Source organism: Agrobacterium sp. 6Ca8 (genome assembly GCF_055382765.1).
Map to the genome: position 1 here is coordinate 622,351 of NZ_AP026433.1, position 22,152 is coordinate 644,502.

Here is a 22,152-nt window from a genome sequence, read left to right on the forward strand (position 1 = left end):
TCAAATAGTCTGCCATTCGCTCCAGTTCAACACGCGCGGAATCTGCGGTTTTGCTTCGCCGCCAAGAAACGCGATATATTCCAGCGAGTGGCCGTCGGGATCCTTGAAATAGACGCTGGCTGCCGGCATCCATGGAAAGACGACGGGCTCGTCGATCTCCTTTTCGCCGTCAAAACCGAGCGGCGTTACGCCGTTCCGGCGGAGATAGTCCGGTGCGGCGAGAAGCTGATCAAAATCGACGCTGAAGGCGATGTGCAGTCTCATATTGATGGGTGCGGACTGGATGGACCATAGGCCAAGCATCGAATGCCCACGTTCGCCGGTCCAGAAGAACGCCACATTCCGTTCAGGGAATCGTTGTGCCAGCTCCAGGCCGACAACATTACGATAAAACTCAACCGAGCGTTCCAGGTTCGAAACCGTCAAATGCGTCTCGAACAATGCTTTTACTTTCACCATTTCCTGTCCTCAATTGCCTTAGCGCTGCGCCTTTCGGGCATTCGCTTTCTTGCAATCGGACTGTGCAACCTCAACCATGATTGAGGTCAAGCGCCAAATGCGGATTTTTCTTAAGCCGAGTGCAGGCAGCAATCTGGAGGGAAAAACGCCTTCAGCATTATGAGCCAAGGTTGCCAAGCCGTCACCGCCGGGCCGCATCCCCCGGGCCATCCCGCAACGACGCATCCGCAACCTTTTGCGTCGTGACGGTCAAAGGCGCGGCTTCCTTCATCTTCTTGGCGATGGAACGGATGACGCGGGTTGCTTCGGCCGAGAGCGAGCGTGGGCGGGTGAGTGCCGGCATGGCGGGTGCAGCGGTGGCGGATGCGGCAGCGACCTGGGCCGAAGGCTGCGGGCGCGCGCCTGTCGGCAGCGGGTTCTGGATGCCGGGAATGGGGCGCAGCTCCATGCCTTGATGGGCGTAGTCCATAAGCCGCTTGAAGGTCATGGCGGGAAGCGCGCCGCCGGTCATGTTGTTCATCGGCGTGAAATCGTCGTTTCCGAACCAGACCGCCGTGGTGTAGTTGCCGGTGAAGCCCACATACCAGGCGTCGCGGTAAGCCTGCGACGTGCCGGTCTTGCCACCGGAAACGATGCCGTTTTCAAGCGCGCCGCGCCTGGCCGTTCCCATCACGGGAATGGTGACAAGCATCTGGTTCATCTTCGAATTGGCCTCTTCGGAAAGCACCCGCTTGGCGGGTTCCTCGTCACGGCCGAAATCGTAGAGAACCTTGCCCTCGTAATCCAGCACCTGCTCGATGCCGTGGCGGCGCGATTGCATGCCATCGGCCGGGAACACGGCATAGGCCGTAGCCTGATCGAGAACCGTCAGTTCCGATGTGCCGAGCGGAATGGTCTTGTCGCTGCGCAGCGGCGTGGCGACGCCCATCGCCTTGGCGGTGTCGACGATCACCTGCGTGCCGAGCACGTCTTTGGCGAGACGCACCGGCACGGTGTTGTAGGATTTGGCAAGCGCCACCTGCAACGTCACCTTGCCGGCGTAGGAGCGGCCATAATTCTGCGGAGACCAGCCGCGCCAGGTCACGGGCGCGTCGGAAATCAGCGTCTCCGGCTTCATGCCCTTTTCCATGGCGGCCGAGTAGGTATAGACCTTGAAGGAGGATCCCGGCTGGCGCAGCGCCGCCGTTGCGCGGTTGAACTGGCTTTCGCCGTAGTCACGCCCGCCGACCATGGCGCGCAACGCGCCGCCGTTCTCGATCATCACCATCGCGCCCTGCTTGACGCGGTAGCCCTCGCCATACTCGCGCAGCTCCATTTCCATCGCCTGCTCGGCTGCCTGTTGCAGCCCGGTATCGATGGTGGTGCGCACGACGACGGTATGGTCCTTGAACCTGCCCTGCGCCGCCAGCCGCTGTACCTCGTCAAACGCCCAGTCGAGGAAATAATCCGGGGCCTTCACATCGGCGCGGTCGATGACGGTGGCTGGATTGCGCCGCGCGCCGATCACCTGACCCTCGGTCATCAGCCCGCTCTGCACCAGGTTGGAAAGCACGGTGTTGGCGCGCGCACGTGCGGCGGGCAGGTTGACATGCGGTGCGTATTTGGCCGGCGCCTTGAACAGGCCGGCGAGGATGGCGGATTCGGCAAGCGTGACATCGGTCAGGTTCTTGCCGAAGTAAAATTGCGCCGCCGCTGCCGCCCCGAACGTGCCGCCGCCCATATAGGCGCGGTCGAGATAAAGGCTGAGGATTTCCTTCTTCGACATGTTGGCCTCGAGCCACAGCGCGAGGAAGGCTTCCTTGATCTTGCGCTCAAGCGAGCGCTCATTGGTAAGGAACAGGTTCTTGGCAAGCTGCTGCGTCAGCGTCGAGCCGCCCTGCACCACGCCGCCGGCGCGGGCATTCTCGCTCATGGCGCGTGCAAGGCCAATGAAATCGATGCCGAAATGGTCGAAGAAGCGTCTGTCTTCGGTGGCCAGAACCGCCTTGATGAAATGATCCGGCATCTGGTCGATCGGGACGGAATCCTCATGGATGATGCCGCGATGGCCGATGGTGTTGCCGTAACGGTCAAGAAAGGTCACGGCAAAATCACCGCGATAACGCCAGTCCTTCTTGGTCTCCTCAAAGGCGGGCATGGCAAGCGCCAGAAGCACGACACAGCCGGCCGTTCCGAAGGTCAGCGCGTCGCATGTCAGGTTGACGAGAAGCTTCTTCCAGCCGCGCACATGCAGTTTGCGCGAGGCAATGGTGACGTCTTCCCAGAAATCCACCAGCCTTGCCGCAGCCGTCCACAGGCCGGAGTCGATAAAGCTATCGATTCTCAGCAGGATGTGCCGCTTTTTGCGACCGTTTTTATCGTCTTTTTCTTCCTGCACCTGGCGATGTTTTCCTGTTCAACGCAACGCGTATTGTCGATGTTTCTGCGCTTCATCCAATTCCGGACGCAAAACCATGACATGGTTCTGCTGGAATTGCTTGACGCGGCGGCCTCTCGCGGGTCAATGACCCTTTGCCACTCGCCAAAATGCTAAAATATCGTACAAACCAGCCCTTGGCGATACGATATTAAGGATTAGGGATCGGTTAAACCTTGCCCTCCAAGAGATCAAAATGGAACGGAAATGTTAACGATGAATGACGCGCCGTTCTGGAAAACCAAATCGCTGGAAGAGATGAGTGGCCAGGAATGGGAAAGCCTGTGCGACGGCTGCGGCCTGTGCTGTCTGAACAAGCTGGAAGATTGGGACACCGGCGAAGTGGTGTTCACGTCGGTCCGCTGTCAGCTGCTTGACGGTGAAAGCTGTCGGTGCTCCGACTATGAGAACCGCCGCGCCACCGTGCCGGACTGTATCCAGCTTGATTTGAAAAAGGTGCACGAAATCGGCTGGCTGCCGCCCACCTGCGCCTACGCGCTGGTGCGCGATGGCAAGGATCTGTACTGGTGGCACTATCTCGTCTCCGGCGACGTGAACACGGTGCATCAGGCCGGCATTTCCGCGCGCGGCCGCACCGTCAACGAGCTGGACGTGGAGGTTGACGATTTCGAGGATTATGTGGTGGACTGGCCGCTCACAGTGGGTGAGACGGCGGGCGAAAAAGAGAATAGCTGACGGAAGTCGCCAATTTTCGTGTTGGTCCTATTCCTGCCCCATCGTTTTCTTAAGGCATGTTTCGGAATAACGGCATGCCTGAAACAAGGGCCGCCGTTCATCCATTCCGGCATATGATCCGCAGAATGCGGACGAGGGACATCAAAACGCATGCGCTATCGGCTGCCCGCCATCGTTCTTTCGTGCATTGCCCTTCAGGGTATTCTGCCGCTTTCCGCCTCCGCCCAGCAATCGCAGGCTTTTGAATGCACGCTGGTCACCTCCATCGAGACCGGCGCTGTCATCAACCAGCAGGGCGCCTGCGATCAGCGCGTGGCGCCGGCCTCCACCTTCAAGGTGCCGTTGGCTCTGATCGGTTATGACGCCGGCATCCTGCTGGATGACAAGACCCCCGCATGGGACTGGAAACCCGGCACGGAGGCCCGCGCGCAGGACCGCAAGACGGTTGATCCGACCATATGGGAGCAGGATTCGGTGCTGTGGTATTCGCGCGAACTCACCCGCCGTCTCGGCCCGGAAAAATTCGCCGCCTATGTCAAACGTCTGGGTTACGGCAATGCCGATGTCTCGGGTGAGCCCGGCAAGAATAACGGTCTCACCCATTCCTGGCTCGGTGCTTCCCTGACCGTTTCCCCGGTCGAGCAGGTGGGCTTCATCCGCCGCCTTCTGGCCGGAAATCTGCCGGTTTCGCGCGACGCGCAGGCAAAGACGCGGGCGATCGTGCCGGTGTTCGATGCGCCGGAGAGCTGGAGCGTGCACGGCAAGACCGGTACGGGCTTCATGCGCGACGAAAAAGGCAACCCCGACCGCAGCCGCCCCTTCGGCTGGTTCGTTGGCTGGGCGGAGCGCGAAGGCCAGCACATCGTCTTCGCAAGGCTTCGCGTTGCCGACAAGCCGTCGAATGAACCGCTCGGCCCCGCAGTGCGCGACGCCTTCCTGCGCGATATTGCCCGGCTGGCGGTGCACAGATGATTACACAGCCGGCCAGCCCCAAGGAAAAGCGGACATGGCGGATGCCTCCAACGATGTGATCAAGCTCTACACCGACCATGGGGCCGATTTCGACAGGCTGCGCGGTCGCTCCCTCGCCGAAAAATCCTGGCTGGATCGGTTCACGTCGCTTTTGCCGCAGGGCGGATCCATCCTCGATATCGGCTGCGGTTCAGGCGAGCCGATTGCCGGCTACTTCATCGGCAACGGATATGACGTGACCGGCATCGATACGTCATATCCCCTGATAGAAATTTGCCGCACCAGATTTCCGGAAAAGCGCTGGGTGGTCGCCGATATGCGTGAACTCGTATTGAGTTGCCGCTTCGACGGGTTGATTGCCTGGCATAGTTTTTTCCATCTGAAAGCCGACGATCAGCGCCGCATGTTCGGTATTTTCCGGCAGCACGCCAATGACGGCGCCGCACTGATGTTCACGGCCGGGCCGGGACACGGGGAAGCGACGGGGACCCTTCAGGGAAAACCGCTTTACCATGCCAGCCTCGCTCGCGAAGAATATGAAAGCCTGCTTGCCGCGCACGGGTTTCTACTTCTCGATCACATCGTCAACGATCCCGATTGCGGTGGGGCGACGATTTATCTCGCCAGACGTGTGGCGGCGTAACCATCGAATTCAGAGCCCTGCCAGGCACTCACGATTGTGCGTGCGATAAAAAATGTCGTTATCCCTTGACCTTCCCATGATGGGAATCCTTACATAGTAGCCATAAACGGGCGAAAGTCGCCCTGAGGGAAGTGGCATTATGAATATCGGACAGGCTTCGGATGCATCCGGCGTTTCCGCCAAGATGATCCGTTATTACGAACAGATCGGCCTCATTACCCCCGCCGCCCGCACCGGCAACAACTACCGGGTCTATGGCGAGCAGGACGTGCATAATCTTCGCTTTATAAAGCGGGCGCGCACGCTTGGCTTCTCGCTGGAGGAGACCGAAACGCTCCTGAAACTCTGGCAGGACAAGAGCCGCGAGAGTTCGGCAGTGAAGGACATTGCGCTCGGCCATATCGCCGATCTCGAACAGAAGATTGCCGAGATGAAGGGCATGGTGAAGACGCTGTCCCACCTTGCCCATTGCTGCGGCGGCGACCACCGGCCGGATTGCCCGATCCTCGATGATCTAGCGGCAGGCGTCGAAAAGGCCGCCCACAAGCCTGCGAAGGCCCACTGACGGCCGCATCCCGCCCCGCCGCCAGTCCCTAAACCTCGTCGAACGCACCGCCTTCGCGCGAGGGATTGCGGTCGATCACGCGCTCTTCCGCGTCATCGGGAAGGGCCTCGTCGCTTTCCTGATAAGGGTCGTCCTCGCTCTCGGCCTCTTCTTCCTCGATTTCATGTTCGATGGACTGCGGAATTTCTCCCTTTGCCGGAAGGGCGTCGATATCGAGATCGAGCAGTTCCTCGTCCATGGCGTCTTCGTTGAGAGGTGTGATTTTCTTGCGGTCCATGGTGGTATCCTTTCTGTCTGGTCATTGCGCAAACGACCGGGGAGGCAGAGGGTTCCTGATGCCTGCAAGTTCGCTCGAGCGGAATAGGTGAAAAGGCGCCTTGACCTCAATGGTGCTTGAGGTTCTAGTTTGCCCGCCGTATCGCAAGAATGGAAAGGATACGGCTTTGACAAGTATGGAAATGACGGAGAAAAATAGCTGGTCGGAATTGCTTGGTGGGGCGAACCTCTCGCTTCTGACCGTCATTTCCTCCGGTATCGGCCTGCATGCCTTCAACCAGTTTGCAGTAGTCACGGCCCTGCCGGTCGCGGTGCGCGAGATTGGCGGCGCGGCCTTCTATAGCTGGGCCTACAGCCTCTATTTCGTCGGTTCCGTGGCAGGCGGTGTCACCGCCGTTCTGTTTCGCGAGCGTTTTGGCGCACGCAGCGTTCTATTCCTGTGCTGCCTTATCTTTTCCTTCGGCTCCGTCATGTCGGCACTCGCCGACAGCTTTTTATGGGTCGTCATCGGCCGGGCGTTGCAGGGACTTGCCGATGGCCTGATCGTGGCGGTGTGTTACAGCCTCATACCTGCCGGCTTTCGCTCGGCTCTACTGCCGAAGGTCTTTGCCATCGAGGCGGCCATCTGGGCGGTGGCGTCCTTCGTCGGGCCGCTCACCGGCGGGTTTGCCACGGAGCACATCTCCTGGCGCGCCACATTCCTGTTGTCTGCGCCGCTGATCGTGCTGCTGCTGGCCTATACGGCGATTGCGGTCTCGGCGGAACGGTCGGTCGCGACCTCGCGCAAGCCGATGGTGCCGCTGCTGCTTTGCCTCGTTGGCGCATTGGCTTTCTCCGCACCCTCCGCCTTTGAGGATGCCGGTCTGCGCATCATGTCGCTGCTGGTTGGTGCGGCACTGTTGTGGGCGTCGCTGAAGGCGGGCATCCGGCCTTCCACCGGCCTGTTCCCCAGGGATTCCTTCCGGTTGAAAACGGTACTTGGCAGCCGTTTCTGGGTGCTGTTCCTGATGTCCTATGCCCATGCACTCGGCAGCGTCTATCTCGCTTATGTCGCCATCAATCTCTGGCACCATGAGCCGACCTTCGCCGGTTTTATCGTCGTGACGATGCCGCTTGCCTGGAGCTTCGTGGCAATGCTGATCGGCAGCCTGCGTTCGGGCCGCCTGCGGCAGCTTTGCCTGCATTACGGACCCTACCAGATGGTGCCGGGCTGTGCGCTGCTCGGGCTTGGGCTGGCGACGGGGAACTGGCCGGAAATGCTGATCGGGCAGATATTGATCGGTTCAGCTTTCGGCATGTCCTGGGCAGGCATCAGCCAGGCAGCCATGGAAGCCGCGCCGGAAGAGGAACGCAAGATGACGGGCGCGCTGCTGCCTACGGTCGCGACGCTGGGTGCCGCGGCCGGTGCGGGCGCAAGCGGCACCGTCGCTGCCGCGAGCGATCTCGTTCTGCAGATCGATCGTGCGGATGTGACGATGCCGATGCTCTATCTCTATGGGCTGGGTGTCATCGTCTCGCTTCTGGCGATCCTGACAACCCGCGGCTTGCGAAGCGGACAGCGCTGACGCCTCTGCGGCGTGTGTGCGGTTAAGACTGCGTGGTGGCGATGGTGATCGCCGCCAGATAAACCACGAAAGCCATGATCGCGACTGCGCCAATAATGATGACGACACCCTTGCCCGCGCGTTTTTTCTCGGTCTTGTTTTCGTTGGCTTCTGTCGGAAACAGGATGGGATCGCGGGAATCGCTGATTTTTGTCATGCCGTTTCTCCTTTGAGCGGTTGCTGCTTATCAACAGCAGATCCGCCAAAAGGTTCCTCACGGACGCAGCGCCCAGCTGGTGGCGTGCACTACAGCCCCCGGCGCTGCCTTGAGGAGCGCTGAACGCACGGGCTCGAAACCCTCTATGCGTTTTGTTCCCACATACCGGCCCCGGTTGGCGAACACTTCGATGGATCCGTAGTCCAGAAAGACGCGGATGTGCGAGGCCCTTGCCCCTCTGGCGATATAGTGCGGCGAGGGGCCATCGCGCCCGTCATCATGGCGGATCCACAGGCCCGTTTCATCGGCGATGAGGCCCAGTGTGACCACGGGATGATCGAGCACCAACTCGAACGGTGCGCCGGGCGAGGCAAGCTCGATCAGCATCTCCACCGCACCGTTGATGAAGGTGACGCGCTCCCCGGCCGCCAGCCGCGTGCGATCGACAATATGGCTTCGCAGGCTTTCCGCCGCACCGATTGGCGGGGTCAGTAGCTCGCCGTTCGAATAGTGGATCCGGCGCGGCAGCGTCATGGATGTCGGGAAATCGATCTCCGGATTGGCATCCGCCCAATTGGCGAGCCAGCCGATGCCGATGATGCTGTCGCCATCCAGAAACGCCTGGAAGGCGTAATTGTCGGTGCCGAAATCCAGCTCCTGCCCAAATTCCTTGGTGAAGACCTTGCCGTCGAACCAGCCGACATCGGCCATGGTCAGGTTCTTGCGGCCGGTTTCAGGGTCTTCTGAATGCATCAGCCCATAGACCAGAACCCAGCGCGTGGATCGGGCATTGGCCGGGCCGTCGAGCGGCAGAAGGCAGGGGCATTCAATGGCAGTGGTCTTGTAGCGCGTTTCCACCCAAAGCTTGCCCACATAGGTCCAGCCTGACGCCGCCGTCGGGTCCAGCGTCTCGTAAAGCAGGATGACGCCGCCACCGTCGCTCTGACTTCCGAGCAGCATTTTCCAAAGTCCATCCGGGCCGCGAAAGACGTAAGGATCCCGGAAGTCCGGCGTCAGCCCCTGTCCGTCCGGGCGATGGCCGAGAATGACTTCGGCCTGTCCGGCCATGATGAGATCGGAAGAAGTGGCGGTGAGCTGGATCTGCTGTTCGGGAATGCGATCCTGCACCTGCTCGGTGAAGAACACGCGGATGCCCGAACCTTCGACCAAAGGAATTGTCGAGCCGGAATAAGCGCCGCCGCGCTTGTCCGGCCGCGTTGTCAGGTCCTCTGAAGGGAAGAGGAAGATCGGCAGATGCCGCCAGCGCAGGTAATCGGAGGAAACCGCGTGGCCCCAATGCATGGTGTTCCAGCGCAGCCCGTGTGAATAATGCTGGTAGAACAGATGCGGCCGTCCTTCGAACCGGCCAAAGCCGTTCGGATCGTTCATCCAGCCGAAGGGCGGGCGGAAGTGATAGCTGTCAGGCAGTTCCGGTGCGGCATTGTCCGGCTTGGTATGGACGACGGTTATGCCGGTTTCCAGCACGTCGGCGGCGGTGAACCAGTAGATGACGGAAACGGCGGTCGTGACAGTATCGTAGCTCAGTTCCACATGGCCGCCGCCGAAGACCTGATAGATTCTAAATCCGAACTCTTCCGTGTTGAGGCTTGAAACCTCAGCGAATTTTCCATTCGCATTGGAAAAGGAGACGGCACCGGGTTCCGCCGGTTTTTTCGCCTTCAGCCATACATGGAAAGTGGCGTTAACAGGCAGATCGGTGTGCAGGATGCGGATTGCGCTTTCCGGCTCGGCGGCTACGGCTTCAACGACGGTCATTCCCGTTCCTTTCGTCGCGGCTACTTTGGTTCAGGAAACGCAACGAATGGGACGAAAGAAAGTTCAACCGCCAGAGGTTTCGCCGTCGCCAGCCTCGTATTTGCCATCCAGCTCGAACAGCAGCCCGTCTGGATGATAGAAGGTGCGGCCTTCGCCGGAGAAGTAAGCCGCAACGATCTGGTTGGTCAGCCGCGAGCCGAAACCCGTACGCGTCGGCGTCCTGACCGCAGGTCCGTCCGTCTCGCGCCAGCGCAGTTCGAAGCGGTCATCCTCGTCCAGCGTCCAAAAGATTTCGATTTTGCCGCTCGCGTTGGAAAGTGCGCCATATTTCATCGCGTTGGTGGCCAGTTCATAAATGGCCAGAGACAGGCCCAGCGCCTGTTGCGGCGCGATTTCCATGTCCGGTCCGGAAATCGTTACGCGCGCCTTGTCGTCGAGATGCGGATAAACGGACTCGCGGACAAGCGCGGAGATGCTGGCACCCTTTCCCGAAGCATGAATGAGGTTCTGGGCGTTGCCGAGTGCTGCGATACGTCTTTTGATGGTGTCGCGCGCATCCTCAAGCGTCTGCGAATGGCGCAGGGTGGCGCTGACGACCGCCGTGGTGATCGCCATCGTATTCTTGACCCGGTGGACGAGTTCGCGCCGCAGAAGATCCTCCCGGCTGCGGCTCTGCACCGCTCCGGTCGTGTCGACGGCTATGTCTATCAGCCCTGCGATCTTGCCCTGGTCGTCGTAAAGCGGGCTGTAGGAAAAGGTCCAGTAGGTGTCTTCGGGGTAGCCGTTGCGGTCCATGACGAGATGCATGTCCTCGGCGAACGTGCCCTTGCCGGAGAGTGCCTGATCAACGAAGGGTTTCACATCGTTCCAGACATCGGACCAGATGATGTGAAACGGCTTGCCGAGCGCACCCTCTTCCTTCAGCCCAAGAAACGGGCGGTAGGCGTCGTTGTAGACGATGTTGAGGTCAGGCCCCCAGAACAGACAGATTGCATGGCCTTGCTTGAGGATCATCTGCACGGTGGTTTTGAGTGATACCGGCCATGTCTCTATCGGCCCCGTGCTTGTCGACGCCCAGTCGAAGCGGCGGATGGCCTCGCCCATTTCACTGTCGTCATACGGGAACTCTGGCACGAATTTATCCTGCTTGCATTGCGGCTCATTCATTGGATGTTTGTATGTTCAAATATACCTGTAGTTCAAATTGATTTTTCCAAACTCCGCTGCGGCTTCCCGTAATTGTGGCTATTCACCCCTCGCAACCGGGCGGAAAAAGGGCCATATCAGGTAAAAGCAGGGAGTTTACCCGTGATCAGATTCGACAATTCCTATGCCCGCCTGCCGGAAAGGTTCAGCGCCGCCGTCTTGCCAACGCCGGTGAAGGCGCCACGCCTCATCGCCTTCAATCGGGCGCTGGCAGACGAGCTTCTTCTCGACGTCTCAGGCCTCGACGACGACAGGCTGGCGGCGATCTTTTCCGGCAATGTGGTACCGCAAGGGGCCGAGCCGCTGGCGATGGCCTATGCCGGCCACCAGTTCGGCGGTTTCGTGCCGCAGCTCGGCGATGGTCGTGCCATTCTTCTCGGTGAAGTCATCGACAAACACGGCAAACGTCGGGATATCCAGCTGAAGGGCTCCGGCCCGACGCCGTTTTCGCGAAGGGGCGACGGGCGCGCGGCGCTCGGCCCGGTGCTACGCGAATATATCGTCTCCGAGGCAATGTTCGCGCTCGGCGTTCCCGCGACAAGGGCGCTCGCCGCCGTCCTGTCCGGTGACAGGGTGCAGCGCGAGGTGGGTCTGCCGGGCGGGGTTTTCACCCGTGTTGCGGCAAGCCATATCAGGGTCGGCACCTTCCAGTTCTTCGCCGCGCGCGAGGATGATGAGGGGATCAGAAATCTTGCGGATTATGTGATTGACCGCCACTATCCCGAAGTGAAAAACGCGGACAATCCCTATCTCGCCCTGTTGCAGGGCATCGCTCAGAGGCAGTGCGAACTCATCGCCCGATGGATGATGGTTGGCTTCATCCACGGCGTGATGAATACCGACAATATGGCGATCTCCGGCGAGACGATAGACTTCGGTCCATGCGCCTTCCTTGACGAATACAATTCGAACAAGGTGTTCTCCTCCATCGACGCACAGGGGCGCTACGCCTTCAATAACCAGCCGGGCATCGCCCAATGGAACATTGCAAGGCTGGCGGAATGCCTGTTGCCGCTGCTCGACCCTCAAGTAGAGAAAGCAGCCGAACTCGCAAACGCCGTGCTCGCTGATTTCGCCGCCGCGTTTCCCAAGCGCTGGCTTGCCGGCATGCGCGAAAAGCTTGGGCTGAGGGGCGAAGAGGACGGCGATATCGAGCTGGTGCAGGCGCTTCTTTCGCTGATGCAGGCATCGGAAGCCGATTATACGCTGACCTTCCGGCGTCTTTCTCACGCGGTAGAGGGCGATGCCGAGCCGTTTCGCGGCATGTTCATCGATATCGCGGCGGCGGATGCATGGCTGGCGCGCTGGCAGGAGCGGGCCGGGCGGGAAGAAGTTTCTGCCTCCGAGAGGTCGCGGGCGATGCTCGCCGTCAACCCGGCCATCATTCCCCGCAACCACCGCATCGAGGAACTGATCGAGGCGGCGGTGGAAGACGGCGATTTCGAACCGTTCCACGCCATGCTGGCGGCGATTGCCACGCCATTTGAGGAACGGCCGGACAATTTCGTCTACATGCAGCCGCCGATGAGCGATGAGAAGGTGTTTCGGACCTTTTGCGGGACGTGATTTGGGAGAGGCATTCCGCCGCTCGTCGTCATGCTCGGGCCTGTCCCGAGCATCTGCGACCTATCGATTTCGTGAGACGTTAGATCCTCGGGACAAGCCCGAGGATGACAGTGTCGGGGCCGATTGCTCCCCTTAACTCACCCAACCCGGGCCAGCGGCTCATGCGCGCCGTAATATCTTCCAAACCGGTTTTCCAGGAATTTCGGCAGGGCCACTTCTTCCTGCCGGACAAACCCCTTCTGCGGCAGGGCGCATTCCGCAAGCAGGTCGAGAACGGTGCAGATACCGGCTGCGGTGGTGATCTGGATTGCGCTCATCATCCGGCCGGAAACGGGGCCGGCATAGACCTTGTTGGCATAGGTTTCCTGCAGGAAACGGCCGTTGCGGGTGCCGCAGACGGTAACGAAGACAATGACCACGTCCTGCATGGTGCCGGGCAGGGCGTTTTCGAACAGGTCCTTCAACACATCGCGGCGGTTGCGCAGGTTGAGGTCGTTCAAAAGCGCCTTCATGATTGCGACATGGCCGGGATAACGGATGGTGCGGTAATTCATCGTCCGCACCTTGCCTTCCAGCGTCGCACATAGCGTGCCGAGGCCGCCCGAGGTGTTGAAGGCCTCATATGTCACGCCGTCGAGCGAGAACTCTTCGCGCTCTTCCAGCGCCGGAACGGCGGTGAGGCGGCCTTCGACGATGGCTTCGCAGGGCTCGATATACTCGTTGATCAGCCCGTCCGTGCTCCAGGTAAGGTTGTAGTTGAGCGCATTCGACGGATATTGCGGCAGCGCGCCGACACGCATGCGCACGCTGTCCAGCTTGTCGAACCGGGCGGCAAGATCTGCGGCGACGATGGAGATGAAACCGGGGGCGAGGCCGCATTGTGGAATGAGCGCGGTCTCAGCCGTTTCCGCCAGTGCCTTGACCTTGCGGGTGGATTCGACGTCTTCAGTCAGATCGAGATAATGCGTGCCGACTGTAACCGCAGCTTCCGCAATGCCCGCCGTCAGGTGGAAGGGCGCAGCGGAAAGCACGGCGAACTTACCTTTCAACAGCGCTTCCAGCGCCGGACGGTCGCCAATGTCGACGATTTCAGTGTCGACACGCTCATGCGCCGGCACATTCGTCAGCTGGTCTGCCGAGCGATCGGCAACCGTGATGCGATAATCGCCGGTGATAGCCAGCATCCAGGCGATGGCTGAACCGATATTGCCCGCGCCGATGACGACGATGTTTTTCATGTTTTTGTTCCCCGCAGTAAATTTATATGCCTCTGCGCACCAGATGCGCTTCATAGACAGAATGTCAGCTTTTTTGGACGATTCGCAGCTTCACTATGTGCGGATAGCGGGTTAATATTGGACAATTAGACGACAGGATTGGTCATTATGACGATTGCCGACAAGGACCGGGCGCTGCTCGCCCTGCTTTCCGAAAACGCCCGCATGCCGGTGGCGGAACTGGCCCGCAAACTTGGCCTTTCGCGCACCACCGTGCAGGCTCGCATCGAGCGGCTCGAGGCCGAAGGGGTGATCGCCGGTTATGGCCTGAGACTTTCGGAAAGCTATCTTTCCGGGCTGGTGCGCGCCCATGTGCTGATCACCATCGGGCCAAAGGCGCTGCCTGGCGTGACGGCGGCGCTCACCGCCATCAAGGAGGTGACAACGCTGCATTCGGTCAGCGGCACTTTCGACCTGATCGCCATTCTGGCAGCACCTTCCATTCTCGACCTTGACCGGTTGATCGACAGGATCGGCGCGCTGGACGGCGTGGAACGCACGCTATCGTCGATCATTCTTTCCACGCGGATTTCGCGGTAGGCGTTGGAGGGTTTGGCAGGCGAAAGGCGGACGAGTGCGCGCAATGCTCTCGTCTCCCTCATCCCTTTGACAAGCACAGAAATCAGGAAGGTGGGGGCTTGCCTTACCCTAACCCACCCCTCTCGTCATAAGCCTTCTGCGCCGCCAGCACCGCGTCCATGTTGCCCTCCGCCCAGTGGGCCAGTGCCGCAACCGTGTCGGTCAGCGTGCGCCCGAGCGGCGTCAGGGAATATTCGACCGTGACCGGCACCGTCGGAAAGGCCTGCCGCGAAATCAGGCCGTCGCGCTCGAGCTTTTTCAGCGTCTGAGACAGAACCTTCTGCGAAATGCCCTTGATTTCCCGCCGCAGCAGATTGAAGCGCACCGCGTCCACCCGCAGCTTGTCGAGGATCAGCAGCGCCCATTTGTCAGCGATCCTGTCCAGCACCATGCGTGTGGGGCAGCGATCCTCGTAAACGTCATAGACATGTTCCATGGGTCTCATCCAGCTCTGAAAAGCCCGGGTCGGTTTCCTTGAGGATACCAGATAACCGGAAAGTGCTCTCTTTTCCTGATTTCGAATACGCAGTACGTATGTTTTCGAAACATGGTTTCCACTAGATACTACGGAGATTTGAGATGACTGGCAAGATACTCGTAATCGGCTCCACCGGCACCATCGGCACGCCGCTGGTAAAGGCGCTTCTGGCCAAGGGCGAAAGCGTGAAAGCAGCCTCGCGCACCGGCAAGGCAGCCGAAGGCGCGGAAGGGGTGCGCTTCGATTATACCGACGCCTCGACCTACACGGATGCCTTCGATGGCGTTGATCGTCTGTTTCTGATCCTGGCTGGCGGGCGTCTGGATGCAATCGACGCGCTGACGCCGGTTGTCGAGGAAGCTGCCCGCCGCAATGTGAAGATCGTGTTCCTCAGCGTCTTCGGCGTCGATGCCGACGATTCCATTCCCTATCGCCAGGTGGAACTGAAGATCATCGCTTCCGGCGCGCCTTACGTCATTCTGCGCCCCAACTGGTTTGCCGATAATTTCCACACCTACTGGAAGGCCGGCATCGAACACGGCCAGATCGCCGTTCCGGCAGGCGAAGGCAAGTCGAGCTTCATCGACGTGCGCGATATCGCCGACAGTGCAGCGGCAGCGCTGACCTCGACGGCTTTCGACAATAAGGCGTTCAACCTGACCGGGCCGAAGGCTCTGAGTTACGGCGAGGCGGCCACGATCATCTCGCAGGCCATCGGCAAGCCGGTCGGCTATAGCGCGGTTTCGGACGATGTTTTCATCGGCATTCTGACCGGCGCTGGCGTTCCGAAGGATTACGCCGCCTTCCTCGCGTCGATCTTCTATCCGGTGCGCGAAGGCTGGACGTCGGCGGTCACCGGTGATGTCGAGACTTTGACCGGCCACGCACCGCGCTCGCTGGAAACCTATGTGGCCGACCATGTGGCCGCGCTGAAGGACTGACGCTCAGAAACGACACGCCCGTCGCGTCACGCCGGATCGGTGGAGCCGCGGCGGGCCTTGAACAACATCTTGAGCCGCTGGATATCATCCGCATTCCAGCCCTGCGGTGCGGTTACCTCCATCCACGCATCGATATAGTGCTCCGGCGCGTAAACATGGCCGTAACCGATCGGCGCCGTGGTGGCGGCGGCAACATCAAGACCGAGCTGCAGCAGGGTCACGACCGGGAACCAGCGGAAGGATGTGGAGACGTCAGGGCCGTGATGAACCATCCATTGCGGTCGCCGGTAAAGCGATGCGGCCTCGAAGAAGGTGATCGGGTCGCTGGCATATTGCAGATAGACGATGCGCATCGGGCCCCACTTCGCATCAGGCATATGCGCAGTGGTATATTGGTTGGCGAAGCGGATGACCGAGGAATCGCGGAATCGCGGCAGCCATTCCGGCGTACCCGCCACGCGCCCATTGGTGGCCATGCGCCATGTGGGGCTGGAAAAGGGCGGACCGCTCCACAGGGCACCCTGGAACGGGTCGGAGAGCACATCGTAAAGATCGGATGATTTCTGCGAGTTCAGCGAACCGAGGCTCAGCCCGTGCAAATAGAGTTTCGGGCGCGTCTCCTTCGGCAGTGTGGTCCAGTAACCGTAGACAGCCTGAAACAGCGCGCGCGCCGTTTCCACACCGTAATCCGGTTCGGTCAGAAGCGCGATCCAGCTGGAAAGATAGGAATATTGCACGGCAACGCTGGCGATATCGCCGTCATGCAGATATTCGACCGTATCAAGCGCTTCCGGATCGATCCAGCCGGTGCCGGTGGGAATGACGACCAGCAACACCTTGCGCTCGAACCCGCCAACCCGCTTCAGCTCCTCCAGCGCAAGTGCTGCCCTTTCCTCGGGCGTTGCCGCAGAATTCAGGCCTGCATAGACCCTGAGCGGTTCCCTGGCCGGGCGGTGGGTGAAGGCGGAAATCTCCTGTGCCTCCGGCCCGCCGGCCACGAATTCGCGGCCTCTGCGGCCAAGCGATTCCCATGTCATCAGGGAAGCGCTGCTGCCGGTTTTGAGCGCATCGGAAGGGCGCGGTACATCCGGCTCGATCAGCGCATCCACCTGTTTCAGCGAGGAATCGGCAAACTTCAGGCCGATATCGAAGATCAGACCGTTCAGCAGCATCCATGACAGCACGATGGCGGCGGCTATACCGAGCACATTGGCGAGCCGGCGCGGCAGGAAGTGACGGCTGCGCACCGAGAAGAATCGCCGGATGAGCTGGAAAAGCCGTCCAGCGCCGATGAGGAGGGCGGAGACCAGCACCGCAACGCCGCCGGTCTTGGTGGGGTGGGCGCTGGGCAACGGATCTAGCTCCATCAGGATACGGATGGAATTCTGCCAGTCTTTCGCCTGCCAAAGAAACGCGATCGCCGTTATCGCGCTGGCAAGGGCGATGAGAAAGCGGATGCTGCGCCGGTTATGGCGCGAGGGGTGGGGCAATTCCAGATAGGTCCAGATGGCGGTGAGCGCCACGCCGATCAGATAACCGATGGCAAAGGAAAATCCGCACAGCACACCCTGCATCAGCCATGTGCGCGGCAGAAGAGACGGCGTGAGCGAAGCGCAGAAAAGAATAGTGCCAAAGACGATGCCGGTTGCCGAAAGACCCGCAAACAACCGCCCAACCCATTGTTTCAACAACTTGACTTGCCCCTTTTTCCCGCCGTCTGGCACGAGTGTAGTATGCGGCGGGCGAGGGTGCAAACCCTGTTCGCAGGACAAAAATCACAATTATAGGAAAATAATCCTTTACAGCGTGACGGTGGTTTGATAGGTTTAGGTCACAGTCGGAGATTTGCGGCTGAGCGGCAAAGGTCGGTTTAGCCGATGCTTTTCCGCGACACGTCATTCTCTCGCAGGTCCACCTCATGGCAAATATCCGCAATTGCGATCTGGCGCTCCACGGCGTCTGGCAGGAAAGCTGCGCCTATGGCGGCGAGGGCAGGCTAGAGGCCGCACCCGAGATAAAATCGCGGGCCGACAAGCTGGCTGCCGAAGATGCGGCGCGCAATGGCAATCTGCGGCAATTGCTGAACGAGCTGACGGTGGAGATGCGCGAACAGTTCTGCATGTACCGCAACCTGCGGCAGACAAGCGAAGCGGCATTTTTATCAACGGTGGAGGATGCCTCGGGCAAACAGGCGCGCGCCGACGTGAAGGCCGCAACGGATCAGCTTTCGCTGATTGTGCGCACACTGGAACGGATCGATGCCCTGCAACGGGTGCTGGCAGAAGAGAGGCAGGCTCTTGCCGGCGAGGACGAAGCCGATACCGAAGATTACGAAATGGCGGTGGCGCATTTCCTCAAACGCATCGACGAACTGGCGGAACAGAAATGCCGCGCGAGGCTGGAGGCAGATCTGGCTCGTAGTCCATCTACAGAAGCTGACACATGACGGATGTTTCGAGCGAACCCCAACTGCAAAAGCAGGTCTTCACCCTTCTGCGCGACTGGCGTTTCATCGGCAACCTGCCGCAACAGCCGCCTGAGGGTGACTGGCGGACGTGGCTTCTGATCGGCGGGCGAGGATCCGGCAAGACCCGCGCCGGGGCCGAATGGGTGCACAGGATTGCGTCCGCCGGCAAGCAATCTGATCTGCGCATCGCGCTTGTTGCGGAAACCCTGGGGGATGCCCGTGAGGTGATGATCGACGGCATTTCCGGTATCTGCCGTATCGCCCGCCGTTGCCGCCCCGCCTTCGAGGTATCGCGCCGCCGGCTCATCTGGCCAAACGGGGCCATGGCGCAGGTGTTTTCCTCTGAAGACCCAGAAAGCCTGCGCGGCCCGCAATTTCACATGGCTTGGGCCGATGAACTTGGAAAATGGAAATATCCGCAGGAAACCTGGGACATGCTGCAATTTGGCCTGCGTCTTGGTGAGGCCCCACGGCAATTGGTGACGACGACGCCACGGCCCATTCCGCTCCTGAAGGCGCTTCTCGCTGACCCTTCGAGCTGGGTGGCCAAAATGCCGACGGCGATGAATGCGCAAAATCTCTCACCGGGTTTCCTGAAAGCCATGCACGACCGTTACGGCGGCACGCGGCTGGGGCGTCAGGAAATCGGCGGCGAACTGATTGATGAGCGCGAAGGCGCGCTGTGGAAACGTGCCGATCTGGAAGCAATTGTGGAAACCGACCATGAGCCGCTGGCGCGGATCGTGGTCGCGGTAGACCCGCCCGCCGGTATCGGTGAAAATTCCTGCTGCGGCATCGTGGCGGCCGGGCTTGGCATATCAGGCAAGTTGGTCGTGCTTGCGGATTGTTCGGTGGAAGGTGAAACACCGGCCGGCTGGGCGCGGGCCGTTGTCGCTGCCGTTCGCCGTCATGAGGCCGACCGGGTGGTGGCGGAAGTCAATCAGGGCGGCGAGATGGTGCGGGCAATGTTGCAGAGCATAGACGCCAATCTGCCGCTGACCCTGGTGCGAGCAAGCCGGGGCAAGTTCACCCGCGCCGAGCCGGTGGCGGCACTCTACGAACAGGGCAGGGTACGCCACGCCGCACGGTTTGAAAAGCTAACCGACCAGATGGCGGATTTCGGACCCGACGGCCTTTCATCCGGACGCTCGCCCGACCGGCTGGATGCGCTGGTCTGGTCAATAACGGCGTTGACGACGACTGTGGCGAGTGAGCCGAGGGTGCGCGGGATGTGATATCGGCGCTAATTGGCCCCATGAATGAGAGCCAATTGCCTATCTAGCAGACGCATATTGGTTCTTCTCCCCGGCGGGGAGAAGAAATCCGGGTCGCCGTTAACGCCCAAAATCGGACGTCTGGCAGATGCTACTTCTTCGGAGACTGCGCGGGTTTCGGCTGAGAACCGGTTTCGCGCATCTGGCGCCACTCGTTTTCGAGCCGGTCATAAACGGTCTGGGGGATTGTCGCTGTCATGGTGGCATTCCTCCTTGAATGGTCAACGCTGCGGAAGTGCGCGGTGAATGGAGTTAGCGCGCTAAGGTTCCGCAACTCAAGGAATTTTTTACCTCAAAACCCCGGTCAGCGGATTAAAATCGATTAGGATTTTTTCAAATCGATTTAGTTCTGACGGCTGTCATGTGGAAAAAACAAAGGGTGATATCGCCCCCGATTTTCAGGAGCCGGCTGTGGCCTATGACGAGGCGCGATTCTTCGCGTCGGTGCGAATTTCCATCTACGGTGGTCGCCTGCGAGCTGCACAGCTTGACGGCACGAAGACGATCCTGGCCGGCTTCGGCAAGGCCTTGCCGGGCGGTGATCCCCGCTGGCTCGCCTACATGCTGGCCACCACTTTTCACGAGACGGCTGCGACCATGCAGCCGGTGCGCGAGACATTGGCGGCAAACGATGCCGAGGCGATCGCAAGGCTGGACCGGGCCTTTGCGGCAGGCAGGCTGCCCATGGTGCGCAAACCCTATTGGCGGCCAGACGCCGAGGGCAAAAGCTGGCTCGGGCGCGGTTTCGTGCAACTGACGCATCGCCGCAATTACGAGGCCATGTCGCAGCTGACCGGTGTGGACCTTCTGGCGCGCCCAGAACGCGCCATGGAACCGGATGTGGCAACCGCGATCCTGATCCACGGCATGGTAGCCGGCAGCTTTACCGGCCGGAAGCTTGCCGATGTCTTCGAGGGTAAGCGTGAGGATTGGGAGGGTGCGCGCGCCATCATCAATGGCCGCGACCGGGCGCGGCTTGTCGGGGACTACGGCCGGGCATTTCATCGCGCCCTTTTGGCGGCGCGGATTGAACCGGCGCGGGCCAGATGATAACTCGTTAGCAAGCGCCGCAAGGGCCAATTTCGAATTTTGCATGACAGGTGACACCGTGATCCGCCATATCGTTTTTTTCACCGTTCCCGAGGAAAACCGCGACGCCGTGCGCAAGGGGCTCTCCGGCCTCACCGCCATACCGCATTCGCTGAAGCTGGAAATCGGCGAGAATGTGAAGAAGGACCAATGGGGCAATTCGGTCGATTTCATCGTCTATGGCGAGTTCCAAAACGAGGCGGCGCTCGCGGCCTATAAGGCCGACCCCGCTTATGATCTTTCGACGCGTACGGTGAAGCCGCTGCGCGAGACGCGGGTTGCCGCTGATTTCAACAGCGATACGGCAGTGAAAGCGCCAATCCGGTAAGTTTCGTCAAGACTCGGGCTCTCGATCCTCATTCCTGTGCTTGTCACACGAAGCCAGCCGACGCGCGTCTGCGCGGCGAAAAGAATGCTTTCAGTCCAAAAACTTGGGCTGGCTGAATCCTTGTGACGAGCACAGGGATGAGGGCCTGGCGGGAAACTGAGCCCGCATTAAAACAAGGACAATTCCATGCGATTTCCTTTTTCCCTGCCGTGGCGGCGCCCGGCGGATGGCAGAGCCGTGCCTGAACGCAAGACAGCGACGGGCGGCTTCATGGCGGTTGCGGCGCAGGGTGGGCAGGCATTCTGGTCCGGCCGCTCCTATGCCGCACTCGCCCGCGAGGGCTTCATGAAAAACCCGGTAGCGCACCGCGCCGCCCGCATGGTGGCAGAAGCCTCCGCATCAGTGAGCTGGCTGCTTTACGATGGCGATGAGGAGATCGGCGATCATTCGCTGCTCGCACTTCTAGGTAAGCCGAGCGCTCATATGGGCGGGCCGGACTTTTTCGAGACGCTGTATGGCCATCTGATGTTGGCTGGCAACGCCTATATCGAACCGCTAGTGGTCGGCGAACGACTGCGCGAGCTGCATCTTCTACGGCCGGACCGGGTGAGCATCATCGAAGGCGCGGATGGCTGGCCCGTGGGTTACGATTATCGTGCCGAGGGCCGCGCCATCAGGCGCATTGCCTCTGAACGTGACGGGCTGGGGCTGCTGCACCTGAAGCTTTTTCATCCGCTGGACGATCGGGCCGGGTTCGCGCCACTTGCTTCGGCGGGCGCGGCTCTCGATCTGCACAATGCCGCAAGCCAGTGGAACAAACGTCTGCTCGACAATTCCGCTCGCCCTTCCGGTGCACTGGTCTATCAGCCAAAGGAGGGTGGCAATCTCTCCACCGAGCAATATGAGCGGCTGAAGCGCGAGCTGGAGGAAGGTTATCAGGGCGCGATGAATGCAGGCCGGCCGCTTCTTCTGGAAGGCGGTCTCGACTGGAAGGCCATGGGGCTTTCGCCGCGCGACATGGATTTTCTGGAAGCGCGCAACGGTGCCGCACGCGACATAGCGCTTGCACTCGGCGTACCGCCGATGCTGATCGGCATTCCCGGCGACAATACCTATGCCAATTACCAGGAGGCAAACCGCGCTTTCTATCGTCTCACCGTGCTGCCGCTCGTCAACCGCACGGCGGCACGGCTCTGCGGCTGGCTGTCGCCGATTTTCGGCTCCGGGCTGCGGCTGGAACCGGATCTTGACAGGATCGCCGGTCTTGCCGGTGAGCGGGACGCCCTGTGGACAAGGATCGGCGCAGCGTCGTTTCTGACCGACGAGGAAAAGCGGGAGGCGGTGGGGTATTAGCCTCCGTGCTTGAGCCGCCGGGCTGCGTCT

General features: G+C 60.5%; 22 protein-coding genes. 13 read left to right on the forward strand and 9 right to left on the reverse strand.

The features are described 5' to 3' along the window. Together ACZ5A6_RS03150 and ACZ5A6_RS03155 are read right to left on the reverse strand one after the other, a co-directional pair. Positions 1 to 459 carry a VOC family protein gene (locus ACZ5A6_RS03150; RefSeq protein WP_019564096.1) on the reverse strand — a complete coding sequence of 153 codons (459 nt, stop codon included), beginning with the start codon at positions 457 to 459 and terminating at the stop codon, positions 1 to 3. A gap of 181 nt (positions 460 to 640) precedes the next feature. Next, on the reverse strand, positions 641 to 2,836 hold the full coding sequence (locus ACZ5A6_RS03155) for a transglycosylase domain-containing protein (RefSeq protein ID WP_013635720.1): 2,196 nt from the start codon (positions 2,834 to 2,836) through the stop codon (positions 641 to 643). A 255-nt stretch (positions 2,837 to 3,091) separates the two neighbouring features. Between ACZ5A6_RS03155 and ACZ5A6_RS03160 the strand changes: the two genes are divergently transcribed. The 4 genes from ACZ5A6_RS03160 (at position 3,092) to cueR (ending at position 5,751) form a co-directional block, all read left to right on the forward strand. Continuing rightward, positions 3,092 to 3,571 carry a YcgN family cysteine cluster protein gene (locus ACZ5A6_RS03160; protein WP_019564095.1) on the forward strand — a complete coding sequence of 160 codons (480 nt, stop codon included), beginning with the start codon at positions 3,092 to 3,094 and terminating at the stop codon, positions 3,569 to 3,571. Positions 3,572 to 3,721: 150 nt separating this feature from the next. After that, entirely contained in the window at positions 3,722 to 4,543 is an 822-nt protein-coding gene (blaOXA, locus tag ACZ5A6_RS03165; protein WP_111798936.1) for a class D beta-lactamase, read from the forward strand. Between the two features lie 34 nt (positions 4,544 to 4,577). Next, positions 4,578 to 5,186: a class I SAM-dependent DNA methyltransferase gene (locus ACZ5A6_RS03170; protein ID WP_111798937.1), complete on the forward strand. Its 609-nt coding sequence runs from the start codon at positions 4,578 to 4,580 to the stop codon at positions 5,184 to 5,186. 139 nt (positions 5,187 to 5,325) lie between these two features. Beyond that, a complete protein-coding gene (cueR, locus tag ACZ5A6_RS03175; protein WP_003512071.1) occupies positions 5,326 to 5,751 on the forward strand; it encodes a Cu(I)-responsive transcriptional regulator in 426 nt (141 codons plus the stop codon). A 28-nt stretch (positions 5,752 to 5,779) separates the two neighbouring features. Here the strand turns inward: cueR and ACZ5A6_RS03180 are convergent, their stop codons facing one another. Continuing rightward, positions 5,780 to 6,028, reverse strand: a complete 249-nt coding sequence (locus tag ACZ5A6_RS03180) for a hypothetical protein (RefSeq protein WP_003512073.1) — start codon at positions 6,026 to 6,028, stop codon at positions 5,780 to 5,782. Positions 6,029 to 6,203: 175 nt separating this feature from the next. Between ACZ5A6_RS03180 and ACZ5A6_RS03185 the strand changes: the two genes are divergently transcribed. Then, positions 6,204 to 7,592: an MFS transporter gene (locus ACZ5A6_RS03185; protein WP_174061630.1), complete on the forward strand. Its 1,389-nt coding sequence runs from the start codon at positions 6,204 to 6,206 to the stop codon at positions 7,590 to 7,592. Between the two features lie 22 nt (positions 7,593 to 7,614). On the opposite strand, the gene ACZ5A6_RS03190 is transcribed toward ACZ5A6_RS03185, so the two are convergent. The 3 genes from ACZ5A6_RS03190 to ACZ5A6_RS03200 all read right to left on the reverse strand — a co-directional run bounded on the left by ACZ5A6_RS03190 (position 7,615) and on the right by ACZ5A6_RS03200 (position 10,698). Then, complete coding sequence (locus tag ACZ5A6_RS03190; protein ID WP_003512077.1) at positions 7,615 to 7,788, reverse strand: hypothetical protein; 174 nt, start codon at positions 7,786 to 7,788, stop codon at positions 7,615 to 7,617. 57 nt (positions 7,789 to 7,845) lie between these two features. Next, complete coding sequence (locus ACZ5A6_RS03195) at positions 7,846 to 9,564, reverse strand: glycoside hydrolase family 32 protein (protein ID WP_111796163.1); 1,719 nt, start codon at positions 9,562 to 9,564, stop codon at positions 7,846 to 7,848. Between the two features lie 63 nt (positions 9,565 to 9,627). Next, positions 9,628 to 10,698, reverse strand: a complete 1,071-nt coding sequence (locus ACZ5A6_RS03200; protein ID WP_336510037.1) for a sensor histidine kinase — start codon at positions 10,696 to 10,698, stop codon at positions 9,628 to 9,630. A 177-nt stretch (positions 10,699 to 10,875) separates the two neighbouring features. Here ACZ5A6_RS03200 and ACZ5A6_RS03205 point away from each other — a divergent pair, with 177 nt between their 5' ends. Then, the gene (locus tag ACZ5A6_RS03205) at positions 10,876 to 12,336 is read left to right on the forward strand and encodes a protein adenylyltransferase SelO (RefSeq protein ID WP_174061629.1); all 1,461 of its coding nucleotides are present in this window, start codon (positions 10,876 to 10,878) and stop codon (positions 12,334 to 12,336) included. Between the two features lie 137 nt (positions 12,337 to 12,473). On the opposite strand, the gene ACZ5A6_RS03210 is transcribed toward ACZ5A6_RS03205, so the two are convergent. Then, a complete protein-coding gene (locus ACZ5A6_RS03210; RefSeq protein WP_174061532.1) occupies positions 12,474 to 13,574 on the reverse strand; it encodes a saccharopine dehydrogenase family protein in 1,101 nt (366 codons plus the stop codon). 147 nt (positions 13,575 to 13,721) lie between these two features. Between ACZ5A6_RS03210 and ACZ5A6_RS03215 the strand changes: the two genes are divergently transcribed. Next, positions 13,722 to 14,153 carry an Lrp/AsnC family transcriptional regulator gene (locus tag ACZ5A6_RS03215; RefSeq protein WP_003512084.1) on the forward strand — a complete coding sequence of 144 codons (432 nt, stop codon included), beginning with the start codon at positions 13,722 to 13,724 and terminating at the stop codon, positions 14,151 to 14,153. 103 nt (positions 14,154 to 14,256) lie between these two features. On the opposite strand, the gene ACZ5A6_RS03220 is transcribed toward ACZ5A6_RS03215, so the two are convergent. Beyond that, positions 14,257 to 14,628: a winged helix-turn-helix transcriptional regulator gene (locus ACZ5A6_RS03220; RefSeq protein ID WP_019564087.1), complete on the reverse strand. Its 372-nt coding sequence runs from the start codon at positions 14,626 to 14,628 to the stop codon at positions 14,257 to 14,259. Between the two features lie 143 nt (positions 14,629 to 14,771). Between ACZ5A6_RS03220 and ACZ5A6_RS03225 the strand changes: the two genes are divergently transcribed. Further along, complete coding sequence (locus ACZ5A6_RS03225; protein ID WP_111789364.1) at positions 14,772 to 15,611, forward strand: SDR family oxidoreductase; 840 nt, start codon at positions 14,772 to 14,774, stop codon at positions 15,609 to 15,611. A 26-nt stretch (positions 15,612 to 15,637) separates the two neighbouring features. Here ACZ5A6_RS03225 and ACZ5A6_RS03230 read toward each other — a convergent pair whose 3' ends face one another. Beyond that, positions 15,638 to 17,278 carry an alpha/beta hydrolase gene (locus ACZ5A6_RS03230; RefSeq protein WP_013635730.1) on the reverse strand — a complete coding sequence of 547 codons (1,641 nt, stop codon included), beginning with the start codon at positions 17,276 to 17,278 and terminating at the stop codon, positions 15,638 to 15,640. Between the two features lie 251 nt (positions 17,279 to 17,529). Between ACZ5A6_RS03230 and ACZ5A6_RS03235 the strand changes: the two genes are divergently transcribed. The 5 genes from ACZ5A6_RS03235 (at position 17,530) to ACZ5A6_RS03255 (ending at position 22,122) form a co-directional block, all read left to right on the forward strand. Beyond that, entirely contained in the window at positions 17,530 to 18,057 is a 528-nt protein-coding gene (locus ACZ5A6_RS03235) for a hypothetical protein (RefSeq protein ID WP_112155260.1), read from the forward strand. Next, positions 18,054 to 19,313, forward strand: a complete 1,260-nt coding sequence (locus ACZ5A6_RS03240; protein ID WP_174061531.1) for a DNA-packaging protein — start codon at positions 18,054 to 18,056, stop codon at positions 19,311 to 19,313. Before ACZ5A6_RS03235 ends, ACZ5A6_RS03240 begins: the two co-directional genes overlap by 4 nt. A gap of 450 nt (positions 19,314 to 19,763) precedes the next feature. Beyond that, a complete protein-coding gene (locus ACZ5A6_RS03245; protein WP_174061628.1) occupies positions 19,764 to 20,402 on the forward strand; it encodes a hypothetical protein in 639 nt (212 codons plus the stop codon). A gap of 43 nt (positions 20,403 to 20,445) precedes the next feature. Continuing rightward, positions 20,446 to 20,769: a Dabb family protein gene (locus ACZ5A6_RS03250; RefSeq protein ID WP_236762836.1), complete on the forward strand. Its 324-nt coding sequence runs from the start codon at positions 20,446 to 20,448 to the stop codon at positions 20,767 to 20,769. 186 nt (positions 20,770 to 20,955) lie between these two features. Further along, positions 20,956 to 22,122, forward strand: a complete 1,167-nt coding sequence (locus ACZ5A6_RS03255) for a phage portal protein (RefSeq protein WP_174061530.1) — start codon at positions 20,956 to 20,958, stop codon at positions 22,120 to 22,122. Positions 22,123 to 22,152 lie beyond the last annotated feature (30 nt).